This is a genomic window from Protofrankia sp. CiP3 (assembly GCF_917627345.1).
In the GTDB taxonomy this organism is placed as follows: Bacteria; Actinomycetota; Actinomycetes; order Frankiales; family Frankiaceae; genus Protofrankia.
Genome location: NZ_CAKJTM010000106.1, coordinates 1 through 14476 on the forward strand (window position 1 = coordinate 1; position 14476 = coordinate 14476).

Consider the following 14476-nt stretch of genomic DNA (forward strand, 5'->3'; position numbering starts at 1 on the left):
TCCCTCAACTCGGCATGCGCGGCAAGCCTGTTCTCCACCGACGCCACGGCATCCGCCAACGCCTTCGGAGACCGAACCGGGCCAGGGCCATCCATCTCACTCACCTCCGGAATACACGACCACTACATAGGCACGGCCACCGCCCGGCCCGCACCCGGACGGCAGCCACACCAAACACTTTCTACACGCAGAAAACGCTAAAAACACATCCAAAAACAATTACCGATAACAAGCCTAAAAATGACATACCGGACAGCGAACCGTCGCCACGCGAAACGCCACCTCGGCAAAAGACTCATCCCCGGCTCCTCAAAAACCCATCAGCCTGGACGACCCAAAACCGCGGTATGCACATCCGGATCAGCGCCCCACACCTCCTCATCCTCCTGTAGCCAGGTAGTTCGCTCCCGCTCGTTACCCTGCCCAGCGGCACCCATACCGCCCATCGGCGCCATCGGCATACCCCCATAAGGAGCACCCCGACCAGCGACGGCAGCCTCCTCCGCCGCAGCGGTCGCGCCCAACGCCCCACGCCGAACACCACCGGCAGCACCCTCAGCTTCACCCGCGATACCGCCACCGACCCTGCCAGGGGCATCGCCACTGATAGCCTGCATATTAGGATCAAGACGCAGCGGAGACAGTCGCCCACCACCGATGCCCCCGGACCCAAGACCGGGAGACAACAAACCAGGCGCAAAAAGCCCCGGCGCAAGACCACGCCCACCGACACCACCGACCCCGTTCACGCTGGTCAACCCTGTATCGAACGGCGGCGGAGTGATCTTGTCTAGGCTGGGGTTCTTCAACCCATTATCATTAGCGAACTGAAGCTGGGTCGGATTACCGATCTTATTCGTCAGCGGATTGAGCGAACCAGGCAAACCGGCCGGATTAAGTGAACCGGGCGGGCCGAGTGGATTAAGTGGATTGAACAAACCAGGTGAACCAGGCGAATTGAGCAAAGCAGGTGAACTGGACGGGTTGAGTGGGTTGAGTGGATTAGCACCCGGCTGACCCGGAGGATTCACGGCATTCGGGATGCCACCCGCCGGTGGTGCCAAAAGATTGTTACCAGCCGGCAGCGTAGGGTTCGCCGGGTTGAACTGTGGGTTGTCAGCATTCGGCGGATTATTGAGCGGTGGTGGGTCCTGCTTGGGTGGTGGGTCCTGCTTGGGCGGTGGGTCCTTCTTCGGCGGTGGGTCGACCTTTGGCGGTGGGTCGACCTTTGGCGGTGGGTCGACCTTTGGCGGTGGGGTACTCGTGGGATAGTTCCCGGCAGCCGGCTTCGGCAGCTGATTAATCTGGGCTTTGTAATCACCAGCAAGCTTGTTGATCTCAATCCGCATCCGCCGTTCCATCTCCTTGACCTTCTCCGGAAACCTCGAGACGGTCACGATGGTATGGCCGTTCACAACCTCCCACGGCGGTTTCTCGTACAGGATCGGGTCCTGCGGCGGTGTGGCTTCCCCTGGCCCGGGCGGGGTAGTGTTGTCATTGGCAACGGCCGCGTTGTACTTATCCGTCCACTCCTTGATGATCTGGTTCGCGATATCCGCGTCGATCTGGTTGATATTATTGATCGCGGTGGTGAGCGACATGCCCGAGTTCGTCAGCACCTCGTTGTACTTCGGTATCCCACCCAACGGCGCCAGATCCCCGTCCAACGTACCGATGAACTTGTGCATCATCGTCTGGAAGGACGTCGCGCCCTCCCCGGTCCACGGCGCGTCCTGCCCATCAACCAGGCTCACCGTCTGCTTCTGCAACAGGTCCCGAATAGGCTGCAACGCAAGCCTCGTGGTCTCGAAAGCCCCCCCGGCATCGACCAGGCTCTGTGGGTTGCTCACCGAGTACGTCAGGTCCGGGTTCTTTGCCGCGTTCGTGCCGTAAGCACCGACGATCGCGTTCTTGATCTGCTTCCAGGTCCAGGTATCGTAGTTCGCGTTGGTACCGGGATCAGCATCGGAGTTCGGATCGTAGTCACCCATCGCCGTCAGCCACCCACAGCCGGGCCGATTTTCGGAGTGACCACACTCACCATGTCATTGATATCCGTAGCAGTGATCTTATTGATGTCATCGACGTTGGCATAGTTGTCCGCGATCGTGGTCAGCCGCTCGGCCAGTGTGGTCAACGCCGTGTCCAACCCATTCAACGCGGTGACGTAGGCCTTCGCTCGGGCATCAGCCCCAACCGCGACGGTGGTCTCCATGGCTGTCCCGTCCGGGAACCTACCAGCCTTGACCGCCACCTTGTTCAGCTGGTCCTTCGCCGGTGTGAGAGCCGGGGTAAGATTCTTCACGTCCTTCGCCAGCTGACGCAGGACCTCTGGCGTCACCACGATCTTGTGCTTCTTGTCTGCCATTGTTCCTTCCGGTTCCTCGGAGCAGCCATGACACACCGGTACCCCGCCGCGCGGGCATCGGCGTCGCCCGGCCAGATACGCCCGGTCAGGTCTAGGTCAGCATCAACGCCGACCTAGACCGGTAGCGGGCGCTGACGGCTGGCCTACTGCGCCCACATATTCCGGACGCGGTTATCAGTGGTTTGATAATTCATCATAATGTTACCGAAACCGGTGCAGGCGCTATCAAGCTGGGTCCGCATGTTCTGCGCCCCGTTGTTCCAGTCCGTCTGGGACTGCTGCCAGACCTGCTGCGCCTCAGCGGTCCAGTTATCCACGTCCAGGCTGGTCTTCAGGGAACCGTTGAGATCGGCCACCAGCCGTTCGATCGCGCCAGTGATGTTCCGCATGTCATCAACGATCGTTCCGCCACCAACAAAATCAATCGAGTAGCGCATCGCGTGTTCTCCTTTGTTCCGCTGTTCCACCCACACCGGGTCCCCGACCGGCACAGGGATGTCGACAGGCCCTAGTACTTAGGGGGAATACCCGGGGTCACCGGTGTCACCGGCGTGCCCGGAAAAGATTGATCACCCGGCAGGCCCGCCAGGTCGGTACTGATCCTGGTGACCATCTGCTGGTTCGCGTCCTCGTTGGCCTGGTACTCCTTCGTACCGCTTTCGAGCGTGTCCTTCATGTGTCCGAGCGCTGTCACTACCTTGCCGAAATTCGTCAGCCAGGTATGCATGGCACCGCTGTAAGGAGTAGCAGCCTGGCCGGTCCAGACGTTCGGCAGACCCCCAATCGTCGTACTTATCTTCTGGTAGGCGTCGTTCGACTCCGTGAATGCCGTCTCGAAGGCCACCTTCGCCCTTGCCATCGCTTCGAAATCAACGATCTGGTTGTTCGCCACTGGGTCTCACCACCTGTTCCGTATCGGGTTGGGCCGTCAACTCCAGTCACGGCACGGCTCCACCCGCTGGTTCAGAACGAATCCAGACTTCCCGCGGCGTTCATTCAGAGCTACGCCGCGTTCATATTAGGCCGCCAATTCTAGCTACAACCCCAGGTGCGGGACTGCCAGAAGATCTTCCGGTAACTACCAACAACGGGGCCTCCAGCTGCGGAAACGGCCCGCTGGCGCTGGGTGTTACACCGTTGCTCGGGCACTCCCGAACAAGATCCAATAACAAAACGGAATAAACACGATCACAGGAAATGTGACATGGGAGTTACACCGTTAGTTTTACAGCCCTCCAGGTGCACCTCACCTGACTTTCGCAGTTATGCGGCGGCGGTGTCCCAGGCCAGGCGGATGGCGTGGATTTCCGCCGCTGTCGGCCGCTCAGGACAAGTGACCTGATATTTGGTGGCGATCAGGACCCACCATAACTTACCGATCATGTCGGCGGTCGTAGGTGCCGGCGCGGCCGGCCTGCTCGCGGACGAGAACGACGGTGACGGGGTGGGGGCAAAGACGCCGTACCACAGACAGCGGACGGCGACCGCCTGGACGGTGCTGGTCTGGCCATAGCAGATCACGGTGACCGGGGTGAAGGAGGTGGCGGCGAGCTGGGCCAGCGACCCGAGCCGGTCACCTTTGAGCCGGGGCCGGCCGGCGCGAACAGTGCCGCCTCCTTGCGCAGCCAGGCCGTCCAGGTCACCGACGCCGGCAGCAACCTGAACTCGTCGCCGGCGCAGGCGGCATCGCCGACCGTGTGGATCGTCCGCCTGGGCAGGGCTGCGGCCAGTTTCTCGACCATGCGGGCGCCGGGAGGCCGACGTGGTGTCCTTACACACCAGCCGATCGAGGACGGGCGGGGTGACCACGATCCCGCAGATCACCCAGTTGTTCCCGAAACCAGCCTGGTGGGGGCCGTGGGTGGAGCCATCGTGGAACCAGCCCACGGTCCGCGCTTTCTTCCCCTGCGGTGGAACAGGGTGTCATCGACGGCCATGGTGACAGGTGCCCCGGCGGGGATCAGCAGGCGCACCACCAGGCGGGCCAGGGCCACCCCGACCTCGTCGGTAGACCAGACCGTGGCGACGAAGAACCGGTGCGCCCAGTCGCGCGGCCAGACTCGGGACAGCCCGGCGCAGACCAGCGCCCCGCACACCGCACACCGGCCCGTGGCCGTGGCCGTGGCCGTGGCCGTGGCCGTGGCCGTGGCCGTGGCCGTGGCCGTGAGCATCCCGCAGAGCAGGGCGCGGGAACACCTGGACCGTCGGCGCGGTGAAACACGGCCGGAAATCGGCCAGAAGAACCGCCAGGGAGGACGGTACGGTGAGATCCGGGAGCATCGGCGTCCACTCTTTTCGAGCTGGTTTCAGGAAGCGTCGATGCTCCCGCTACCAGCCCGTGCCCCACTCCTTGATCTACACCCCTGTTGCCGGTCGCTCTTAGTAAGGATTAAACATTCCTATGTTACTCGTCTCGGGCGGTGCCGGCGCGCCAGCGACAGCCACTGCGGCCGGATCGAGTGCCGGTCCAGTTGGCAGCAGGCCAAGCAGCAGCGACGGTACAGGCAACGAGGTAGCCGAGTTGTAACCGAGTTTTGCCGCGACTTCCTTGGACGGCAGCGGATACCGTAGCCCCAGGTCTGTGATCAGATAGAGCGTCCCATCGGTTGCCCCGGGCACTGGCAGATCACGAACGAGCAATCCGCCACCCGGCGGAACCGCGACGCGAACGCTTCCCCCGCCGCCCGCGCTGGCAGCGGCGGTCGCGACAGCCGGCGACGAAGGCTGCGCGAGCACCACCTCCGGCTGCGCCGGGCCGCTGTCGGTGAACCGCTGTCGCACGCATGGGACCGACTGGCCGGGACGGGACCCGGACGTACCCGTCATCAGTGACGGCGACGACGCCGGCCAGTCCACGGACAGTTTCGGTGCGGACGACCGGGACGCCCCGGCAACCGCGGAGAAGTCCACTGGCAGCAGCCGGACGCCGGCGCCGCGGTAGGCCACCCGGCTCGCCGGGTCGCCGAGCACAAGGGCCGTGGCCAGCGGAGACAACGTCGACAGGCCGTCCGGACGGACCAGGTAGGACTCCTGGTTGCCGCTACCGGGGTTGCGCACCGCAAGCACCTGTCCCACCACTGTCGGCTGCCCGCCGACAGCCGGTCCCGGCTGCCCGCGTCCGGGGATGTCGGGCCAACGCAGATCCGATCCGGTGGGCAACGTATTCACCCAGGTCTGGGTCACCGGAAGCGCCGATGCCGCAGCGTAGCCAAGAGCGAACTGGACCGCCGCGCTGGCAAGCCGCAACCGGTGACCCTGCCATACCAGGTACGACCGGCCGTCTGGGTCCTGGACGAGGAGTGCCTGGTCCGGAGCGATCGTGGCACCGCCAGCCGCCGCATCCAGCCCGACCGCCACGGTGAGCGAGGTCACCCGGTTGCCCGAATCGTCGGTGGCTGTCGGCGCGCAGACCGACCACACGCCTTCCGGTGTACGACCGCGGTCGGGCAAAGCGTCCGGCGCACCGGCGATACCCACCGGGACACCGTGCGCCACACCGTGCAGTGACTTCCGCGACACCCGCACGACCCGCGGTTGCTCGCCCAGCAGCAGCAGCGCCGACGCGTAGTTCATGACAGGATGCAGCACGCCTCCCACGAACATGTACCGGTTGCCGGTCTCCCGCTCGACGACAAGGCTGCCAGGCGCCCGCCAGCTCTTCGCGCCGCCGGGTGCGACGAGTCCCCAGATGAGCGCGCCGACCACCGCCAACACGGCGATCATGACACCACTCGCCATCCCAACGCTGAACCGTCGGGTCGGCGTCGTCGGCGCATCGGGCTCGGCGCGTACCAGCGCCGAGACAACACGTCCCACCACGAACTGATGTGCCTGAAGTTGGTCACGTTTGGTCTGCATCAACAGCCACCTCCCCGATACCGCCGAACATCATCCGCCGAACCCCCGCATCGCGCCGTACACGCCGAGCAACGCCAGCACGACCGGGATCAGGCCGGCAGCCAGCAACGACTCGACCAGGTCAGCGGCCCGTCCCCAGTGCGGCAGCATCCGCCGCCCCGGTAGCACCACCGCGGCGGCGGTGAGCAGCCCAGCGGTTGCCACCAGCCCGGCTGGGATGACGATGGCGCGAACCGTTGGCGACGTTCCAAAGGCCGTGCCGACAACCAGGCCCGCCGCTCCGACAATCATGGGAATCAGCAATGCAGCCCGCTGCCCCGCTCCGACCAATGCCCGGCTCCGCAGCGCGAGCAACGCCACCACCATCGCGGCCACCGTGATCGACGCCCACTCTGAGTCGGTCTCCAGCAGCACCAGACAGCCAGTGGCGACAATGCCGAACGCCGCGTACAGCGCGGTCAGGCAGGTGTTCGCCACTGCGGCGGTATCCAGCAGCCGCTGCCCCGGCAGGGGATCGATATCGTCGTCCAGATCATCCGCCCCGGTCGGGAGCGCTGGCATCCGCATACCGGCGAACCGGAATGCGGTGATCGGCGCGACCGCCGACATCGCCAGCGCGACCGTGACGATAACGGCCGCAGCCTGCGGCCCGGACAAGGACGCGGTCACCGTGAGCATTCCACCGAAAATGGTTAGTACACCGACGGCAATCGCTGTGACGAACACCGATCCCAAACCGCCGACCGCAACCAGGCACAGCCCGGCAGCCGCGGCGACCGCGGCACCCGACATCGACAGCCCGGGGCCACTGAGAAACGTGCCCGGCGCATCTGTCAACAGCCGGCCAGCCAGCAGGCCGCCGATCGCGGCGAAGCCAAGAGCGCCGACACCCAGAACGGTGCCGATCGCCGCATCACCGACCGCCCGCGACCCCACCAACGCCCCAACGATCAGGAGGACCGTGACGCCCCCCGCGGTGACAGCCCGGGTGCCGACATCCGCCGTACCGCGAGAGCCCAGCATGCCGACGCCGACGGCGAGCGTGGCCAGCGCCAGCGCGAGGAAGAGCCAGCGGGTGAAGGCGGGCCGCCAACGATCCGGCAAGGATCGCACGCCGGTGGAGATACCGTCGACAAGATCATCGAAGTCAGCTACCGGCAGCTGGCCACCATATGGGCGTAAGTAGAGGGTCTCGCCATCTGACAGCCCGAGAGATGCCACTGTCTGATCCTCTGCCAACGGCGCGGCCCCCAGCCGCTGCAACACCCATCCTCCCTCCGGGAGACCGCGTTCGGCCAGCTCGTCGCCGCACTGCCGCAACAGCGCCGGCAACAGGTCCGCCAACGGGACCGTCACGGGCACCGCCAGCTCGACGATCCGGTCCGGAGACACCAGCGTGAGCCGGCACAGGTCCGAGATAGCCGTTGACATCATTAACGCCCCATTTCTCCCTTTTCCGCGCATAATCAGCCCGCCGGACCGCCTGGACGGAACGGACAACCCAACCCATGCACGCCTGAACCCCCCGGGGTGAGTTCAGCCGTGGGAGTTGTGAGTACCCGACCCGACACCATCGGGTCACCAAGCGGCCAGGCCACCGGATGGCCGAGCGGTCCCCGAGCGCCGAGCGCTGGGCCCGAGGCCCGGAACGCGGGCCCGCTCTGACGGCCGAATCAGCAACGACGAGGAGTCCGGGTTGAGTACGGTGATCTTTCGAAGGCCTCCGCGGCGCGCGGCGCCCGAGGTACCAGCTGGGGAGCTGCCCCTCCAGGAGCCGCCCGCACTGCCCGAAACGGAGTCGGGCGGTATGTATGCCATCCTGATGTACCTGCCGATGGCGCTCGGCTCCGGCGCGACCGTTCTGATCTTCATACAACCGGGTGCCGCAGTCATCATGTACCTGGCGTCCGGCGCGATGGCGCTGTCCATGGTCGGCATGCTGCTGGCCCAGCTGCTCATGCCAGGTGGGAACCGCAAGCGCAAACTGCACGGCGAACGCCGCGACTACCTTCGCTACCTGTCCCAGGTCCGCCGGCAGGTGCGACGGGTGATGGACGCCCAGCGGCGCAACGCCCAGTGGCTGCACCCCGATCCGGCCAGGCTGTGGTCGGTCGCGATGAGTGGACGGCTGTGGGAACGCCGGCTCACCCACCCGGACTTCGCCGAGGTCCGGCTGGCCACCGGGGAGCAACGGCTGGCGGTGCGCTTCCGGCCGCCACAGACCAAACCAATCGAGGACCTCGAACCGTTGTGCGCCCGTGCGCTGCGGCGCTTCATCCGTGCCCATGCCACTGTCCAGGGCCTGCCGATGGCCGTGCACCTGCGGGCCTTCGCCCGAATAATGATCAAAGGCGACATCGCCACCTCGCGGGGAATGCTCCGGGCGATGCTGGCTCAGGCTGCGACCTTCCACGCACCGGGCGAACTCGTGATCGCCGTGTGCGCCGCGTCCGATCGCCAGCAGGAGTGGGAATGGATCAAATGGCTGCCGCACGCACAGCACCCGCGCGAGCATGACGCCACGGGGCCGGTACGGATATTCGCTGACGACTACGCTGACCTGGAACAGCTGCTGGGAGACGACTTCATCGGCCGGCCGCGGTTCGAGCCCGACAGCACCCCCAGCCGGGACGAGCCCTACGTCATCGTGATCCTCGACGGCGTACCGGTTCCCCACGCGGCCCGGCTCGCCGAAGCAGGCTTCCGCAACGCCGTCGCCATCGCCATCAGCGGAGACGGGGACGGCGACGGGGCGCTGCGCTGGCGGGCCGACCGGCTCGGCCTACGCCTGGCGACGGCGCCCGACCGCGTGGACACCATCGGGGTCGACAGCGCCAGCCAGGACGTCGCGACCCGGCTGGGGCGGCCCGACACTCTGGACGTGACGCGCTGTCGCGCGCTCGCCCGGCTGCTGGCCGCACAGCGGGTGGAGATCTCGGTGGAGTCGACCGAGGCAATGAGCACGGATATCAATCTCACAACGCTGCTCGGTACCGGTGACCCGAACACGTTCGACCCGCCGACGGCCTGGGCCTCGCGCAGTCCCTGGGACCGGCTCCGGGTGCCGATCGGCGTTGCCGAGGACGGCTCCCCGGTGGAGCTGGACCTCAAGGAATCCGCGCAGGGCGGGATGGGACCGCACGGGATACTGATCGGCGCGACCGGGTCGGGCAAGAGCGAGTTGCTGCGCACGCTCGTACTGGCACTCGCGATGACCCACTCCCCCGAGGTGCTCAACGTCGTCCTGGTCGACTTCAAGGGCGGCGCGACCTTCCTGGGTCTGGACGCGCTGCCGCACACATCAGCAATAATCACCAACCTCGCGGACGAGCTGCCGTTGGTAGACCGTATGCAGGACGCGCTGCACGGCGAGCTGGTCCGCCGGCAGGAGGCGCTGCGTCGGGCCGGGCACAGCTCACTGCATGAGTATGAGCGCGCCCGGATCGCGGGTGCCCCCATCGAGCCGATGCCCACCCTGATCATCATCGTCGACGAGTTCAGCGAGCTACTGGCAAGCAAACGTGACTTCACCGAGCTGTTCGTCATGATCGGACGACTCGGCCGTAGCCTCGGGGTGCACCTGCTACTCGCTTCGCAGCGTCTCGACGAGGGACGGGTGCACGTCCTGGAATCGCATCTGTCCTACCGCATCGCGCTGCGGACCTTCTCCGCGATGGAGTCGCGCGCCGTCCTCGGCCTGCCCGACGCATACACGCTGCCGTCGGCGCCCGGCAACGGGTATCTCAAAACCGACACGTCGACTCTGATCCGTTTCCGGGCGGCCTATGTCTCCGCACCGCACCGGGCCACCACCGTCAGCGCCCGTCGCGCGGCCGCCAGCCGGCAGGTGGCCGCGTTCGCGGCCAGCTACATGGCGCCCGCGCTGCCGCCTTCGGTGGATCAAGCCGACCAGCAACCGGAGGTGTCCGACGCCGACCCGCCCGGCAAGCCCCTCATACAGATCATCCTGGATCGGTTGCGCGGTGAAGGACCACCAGCCCACCAGATCTGGCTCCCGCCGCTGTCTGACCCGCCAACCCTGGACCAGCTTCTGCCGCCGCTGGCCCCGGATCCGGAACACGGCCTGGTACCGCTGAGCCGACCGGATCGGTCCGAACTGTCGGTGCCGGTCGGCATCGTCGACCGGCCGTTCGACGGCCTGCGCGACCTGCTCATGGTCGACCTCGCCGGGGGCGCCGGCCACGTCGGTGTGGTCGGGGCACCGCAGAGCGGGAAGAGCACCCTGCTGCGCACCCTGATCCTCAGCCTGGCGCTGACCCATACCCCACGGCAGGTGCAGTTCTACTGCCTCGACTTCGGTGGCGGCACGCTCGGCGGGCTCGCCGACCTGCCACACGTCGGCGGCGTCGCCTCCCGGCTCGACGTCGACCGGGTCGCCCGCATCGTGGCCGAGGTGTCCGGCCTGCTCACCGCGCGCGAACGGCTCTTCGCCGACCACGGCCTCGCGTCCATGGCGGACTATCGACAGCTGCGCCGTGACGGTGGCTACCAGGAAGACCCGTACGGGGACGTCTTCATCGTGATCGACGGCTGGTTCACCCTCCGCCAGGAGTTCGAACAGCTCGAGCCGGTACTGTCGGACCTCGCCAACCGCGGCCTCAACTACGGCGTGCATCTGATCATTTCCGCCGCACGCTGGTCGGAGATCCGGCCAGGCATGCGGGACCTGATCGGCAGCCGGCTCGAACTGCACCTGGGTGACGCGCTTGACTCCGAGGTGGGCAGCCGAGCCGCCGCGAACGTGCCCGCGGTGCCCGGTCGGGGCCTGACGTCCGAAGCGCTGCATTTCCTTTCCGCGCTGCCGCGTCTCGACTCCTCGACGACCATTAACGATCTTGCAGTTGGAACCCGGGCCGTGGTGGACGCGGTGCTCCAGGCCTGGCCCGGCCCGAGCGCCCCGGCGGTACGGCTGCTCCCCAGCCTCCTCGCCGCCGAGCGGCTGCCCCCGCCCGACGGCGACCTGCGGATGGCCATCGGTCTCGACGAACATCGGCTCGAACCGGTGTTCCACGACTTCGGCGAATCCGCCCATCTGATCGTGATCGGTGACGCGGGCGCGGGGAAGACGAACCTCCTGCGCCTCGTCGCGCAGGCCGTCGAGAAACGGTACTCGACCGTGGAGGCACGGATCATGTTGGCCGACTACCGGCGGGACCTGTTCTCCATGGTGACGCCGGAGCGCCAGCTCGGCTACGCCGTCTCAAGCGACGCCCTGCGACAGATCGTCCGCGAGGCCAGTGAGACGCTGCGTGCCCGGCTGCCAGGCCCAGAGATCACTCCCGATCGGCTGCGACGGCGCGACTGGTGGATGGGGCCTCGGTTGTTCGTCGTCGTCGACGACTACGACCTGGTGTCAAGCGGAATGACGAGCCCGCTGGAGCCATTGCTGGACCTGCTTCCCCAGGGGGCCGACATCGGCCTGCATCTCATCGTCGCCCGGGCCGCGGCAGGCGCGTCACGGGCGATGCTCGACCCGATCATGCGCCGGTTGTGGGATCTCGGCACGCCAGCGCTGTTGATGTCGTGTCCCCGGGACGAAGGAATGTTCCTCGGCGACGTCCGGCCCCGGACGCTTCCGCCGGGCCGCGCCCAGCTCGTCAGCCGGCGGCAGGCCCAGCTCGTCCAGTGCGGCTTCGTCCCTGTCCCGGCGGTCGAGGAACTGCTCACCTGATAGTCCTGTGCCTGCGCCGTGAGCCCCGGCGGCGCAGGCACAGGAGGCACGCATGTGACGGAACGGACCCACAGCCGCGCCGGACAACCCGGCCTTGTGCGACGAGGGCACCAGCGAACGGCCATGACTCTGGCAATCCGGAAAAAGACGCCTGGTGGTGGCCTCGGCACCGTGCCGAGGCCACCACCAGGCGCCGGTCCGTCCCCGACCGGCACGGCCGGCTACACGGGCACCGCCAGGATCTCCTGACCATCAGGCGTAATGATCATAAGTGTGGCGATGTGTTCTATGGGAATACCGACAGCCCCACTGATACGTTCGCCCGCGGGCGTGGGTGAGTGGGGTGGTACGACCCAGGTGCCGGCGATGTCCTGGATTCCCTTGTGGGAAACCGCGACGAGCCTGCAACGCTCTCCAGCGGCAACAGCACGTTGGGTACCGGCTACAGTAAGCTGAATTCCGGTTCCCCAGACAGCCGGGGTGAGTACGGCCCGGCCGGTGACAGCTGTCTTGGTGTCGCTGCCCTCCACGGTACGGACGCCGACAGACGGTGTGGGCGCGGCCACCGGCACCGGCGCGGCGCTGTTGGAGTGGCCCATAGCGAAGCCGACCGCGCCCGCAGTCGCCACACCGGTTGCGGCCGCGGCAGCAACCGCGAACAACAGCCGTCGTGGCAGAGCATTCGGCGGCAGACCGGCCAGCGGTGGACCGGCCGGGATCGTGTCCGGCGTCGGCGGGCCCACGACCGCATCCTCCTCGGTCATGGCGCCGGCCGCCAGATCCGCGACGGTGTCGCCCAGATCAAGCAACTCGGCATGGCACGACTCGCAGGAGCGCACATGCTCCTCAAGCCGCGCCTCCTCCTCGGGCTCAAGCGCCCCGAGCAGGTAGGCGCCGAGCGCACGGCGGTACTCCACATCGGTGGTCATACAGCCAGCTCCCGCTCCTCATCGAACGCAAGTCGAAGAGTCCGTAACGCATAGTGGATCCGCGACTTGACCGTACCGACCGGAATACCCAGGACACGAGCAGCTTCTACAGCTGTCCTGTCCTTGAAGTACACCTCTACGAGGACGGCACGGTGCTCGGGGGTGAGACGGGACAGCGCCCGTTTAACTTCAAGTGCGGTCAAAACCTCCTCAGAACGGTCCCAGACGGCGGTCTCCGCGGCGTCGTCCTGGTTCACTTCGGTTGGCCGCGCCCGCTTCGCGCGGTAACCATCGACTGTGACATTATGTGCAACCCGCATGAGCCAACCACGTACAGAACCCCGCTCCGGGGTCAATGCCTCCGCGTTGTGCCAAGCCCGCAGCAACGTCTCCTGGACGATGTCCTCCGCGCGATACCGGTCACCGACCGTCAGCCGCAGTACGTAGGACAGCAACGGGGCACCGTGCTCGGCGTAGAGCTGTCGAACGAACTCGGCCCGATCCCTCGGTTGTCCCGCTGGTCGGGGCAGGGCTAGATGTCCGTCGCGTGGATCGTCTCCGACCTGGACCATGATTGGGCAGCCAACCAGTTCAGGTCAGTTCGGATCCACCGGCACAGCCCGGATGTCGGTTCGGGCCCGCCCGTCGCCCGGAGTGCCGTCTACTCGCACCACGCTCGTTCGATCTCATCACAGCCACCTAGATCCATGCAGTTATTATAGATAACCCTGCTCTATTTTTACTAATACGGACAAACCCTAACGGATTCTCCGGACGAACGCCGCATGATCCCTCGAAACTGGACACTCTCGTCCGGAGCCGGCGGAATTCTGCGCGTCTGGCGGGAACGGACCGCCGCCCTAGCCAGCCGGGTAACGGTCGGCCTTGTGCTCCCGCTCCCGCGCGCGGGCGGGCGGGGCCGGCCGAACAGACGGGTCCGCGCCCTGCCGCCAGCGCCGCTCTCTCGTCCAGCACCGCAGCTCGACAAACCTGCCATCGACTACCAACTCTGGCCTCCCACGTTCGTGCTCACAACGCCGCAGCCGAACACGGTGTCGACGTCCTGAAAACTATCCGTGACGCGCTGATCCGTCGGCCCTGAATGCCGCCAATCATCCCGATATGGGCAAATGATCGCACCATGAACAGCATCCGGCCGGACAGCAGGCCGATAGATGGCATCATGATCATCTGATCACGCGGCAACGCCCCCGGTGGGCGCTCACCCACCGCGTTGCCCACCTTACGCAGCCGGCTAGGAGCGTGTTTGGGATCGGGCTTTCGATCAGTGAGCCGGAATGACGATCTCAAACGCGCTCTAAGAGCGCCCGGCAACAGGGGGGGCGGTGTCACGGGGCCGGGGTACGGACCTCGTGTCATCGCTGCCCAGCCATTGCCGCGCGATGCCTGGGCAGCCCGGCTCCCCGATCGCCGCCCACCACAGTGGCTCTCCGTGATACCCGTACCCAACCCGACTCCTTCATCCACAGCCCTGGTGCCGGGCACTCCCCGACACACCTGACAGCTGACGGCCGACACGAATGGTGACCCAGCAAGACAACCTGCCTGGCCACGGTCCGGGCAGGAATACCCCACCCAGACCCGCGACACCAACCCTCACATGCCTCC

11 protein-coding genes are annotated in these 14476 nt (G+C 66.3%); 1 reads left to right on the forward strand and 10 read right to left on the reverse strand.

The window, feature by feature from the left end; translation table 11 throughout:
- Positions 1 to 320: 320 nt before the first annotated feature.
- From MJ797_RS27215 to eccD, 8 genes are all read right to left on the reverse strand, one after another.
- A complete protein-coding gene (locus MJ797_RS27215) occupies positions 321 to 1991 on the reverse strand; it encodes a WXG100 family type VII secretion target (protein WP_305039800.1) in 1671 nt (556 codons plus the stop codon).
- 5 nt (positions 1992 to 1996) lie between these two features.
- Positions 1997 to 2368 carry a type VII secretion target gene (locus MJ797_RS22590; RefSeq protein WP_239340963.1) on the reverse strand — a complete coding sequence of 124 codons (372 nt, stop codon included), beginning with the start codon at positions 2366 to 2368 and terminating at the stop codon, positions 1997 to 1999.
- Between the two features lie 143 nt (positions 2369 to 2511).
- On the reverse strand, positions 2512 to 2805 hold the full coding sequence (locus MJ797_RS22595) for a WXG100 family type VII secretion target (RefSeq protein ID WP_239340965.1): 294 nt from the start codon (positions 2803 to 2805) through the stop codon (positions 2512 to 2514).
- 71 nt (positions 2806 to 2876) lie between these two features.
- Positions 2877 to 3260: a WXG100 family type VII secretion target gene (locus tag MJ797_RS22600; protein ID WP_239340968.1), complete on the reverse strand. Its 384-nt coding sequence runs from the start codon at positions 3258 to 3260 to the stop codon at positions 2877 to 2879.
- Between the two features lie 371 nt (positions 3261 to 3631).
- On the reverse strand, positions 3632 to 4192 hold the full coding sequence (locus MJ797_RS22605) for a hypothetical protein (RefSeq protein ID WP_239340970.1): 561 nt from the start codon (positions 4190 to 4192) through the stop codon (positions 3632 to 3634).
- Positions 4189 to 4539 (reverse strand): transposase, encoded by a 351-nt coding sequence (locus MJ797_RS22610; RefSeq protein WP_239340972.1) that lies wholly within the window; start codon positions 4537 to 4539, stop codon positions 4189 to 4191. Before MJ797_RS22610 ends, MJ797_RS22605 begins: the two co-directional genes overlap by 4 nt.
- Before the next feature lie 208 nt (positions 4540 to 4747).
- Complete coding sequence (gene eccB, locus MJ797_RS22615; RefSeq protein ID WP_239340974.1) at positions 4748 to 6226, reverse strand: type VII secretion protein EccB; 1479 nt, start codon at positions 6224 to 6226, stop codon at positions 4748 to 4750.
- A gap of 30 nt (positions 6227 to 6256) precedes the next feature.
- Complete coding sequence (gene eccD / locus MJ797_RS22620; RefSeq protein WP_239340976.1) at positions 6257 to 7657, reverse strand: type VII secretion integral membrane protein EccD; 1401 nt, start codon at positions 7655 to 7657, stop codon at positions 6257 to 6259.
- Positions 7658 to 7922: 265 nt separating this feature from the next.
- On the opposite strand from eccD, the gene eccCa reads away from it, so the two are divergent.
- Positions 7923 to 11918: a type VII secretion protein EccCa gene (gene eccCa / locus MJ797_RS22625; RefSeq protein WP_374582803.1), complete on the forward strand. Its 3996-nt coding sequence runs from the start codon at positions 7923 to 7925 to the stop codon at positions 11916 to 11918.
- Between the two features lie 221 nt (positions 11919 to 12139).
- On the opposite strand, the gene MJ797_RS22630 is transcribed toward eccCa, so the two are convergent.
- Together MJ797_RS22630 and MJ797_RS22635 are read right to left on the reverse strand one after the other, a co-directional pair.
- On the reverse strand, positions 12140 to 12847 hold the full coding sequence (locus MJ797_RS22630; protein ID WP_239340978.1) for a zf-HC2 domain-containing protein: 708 nt from the start codon (positions 12845 to 12847) through the stop codon (positions 12140 to 12142).
- The gene (locus MJ797_RS22635; protein ID WP_239340980.1) at positions 12844 to 13419 is read right to left on the reverse strand and encodes a sigma-70 family RNA polymerase sigma factor; all 576 of its coding nucleotides are present in this window, start codon (positions 13417 to 13419) and stop codon (positions 12844 to 12846) included. The genes MJ797_RS22630 and MJ797_RS22635 overlap by 4 nt, the downstream gene beginning before the upstream one ends.
- Between the last annotated feature and the right edge of the window lie 1057 nt (positions 13420 to 14476).

Coding starts and splice junctions, on each gene's coding strand:
- MJ797_RS27215 (WP_305039800.1), bottom strand. CDS start 1,991: ATGGGTGACTACGATCCGAACTCCGATGCTGATCCCGGTACCAACGCG.
- MJ797_RS22590 (WP_239340963.1), bottom strand. CDS start 2,368: ATGGCAGACAAGAAGCACAAGATCGTGGTGACGCCAGAGGTCCTGCGT.
- MJ797_RS22595 (WP_239340965.1), bottom strand. CDS start 2,805: ATGCGCTACTCGATTGATTTTGTTGGTGGCGGAACGATCGTTGATGAC.
- MJ797_RS22610 (WP_239340972.1), bottom strand. CDS start 4,539: ATGCTCACGGCCACGGCCACGGCCACGGCCACGGCCACGGCCACGGCC.
- eccB (WP_239340974.1), bottom strand. CDS start 6,226: ATGCAGACCAAACGTGACCAACTTCAGGCACATCAGTTCGTGGTGGGA.
- eccD (WP_239340976.1), bottom strand. CDS start 7,657: ATGTCAACGGCTATCTCGGACCTGTGCCGGCTCACGCTGGTGTCTCCG.
- MJ797_RS22630 (WP_239340978.1), bottom strand. CDS start 12,847: ATGACCACCGATGTGGAGTACCGCCGTGCGCTCGGCGCCTACCTGCTC.
- MJ797_RS22635 (WP_239340980.1), bottom strand. CDS start 13,419: ATGGTCCAGGTCGGAGACGATCCACGCGACGGACATCTAGCCCTGCCC.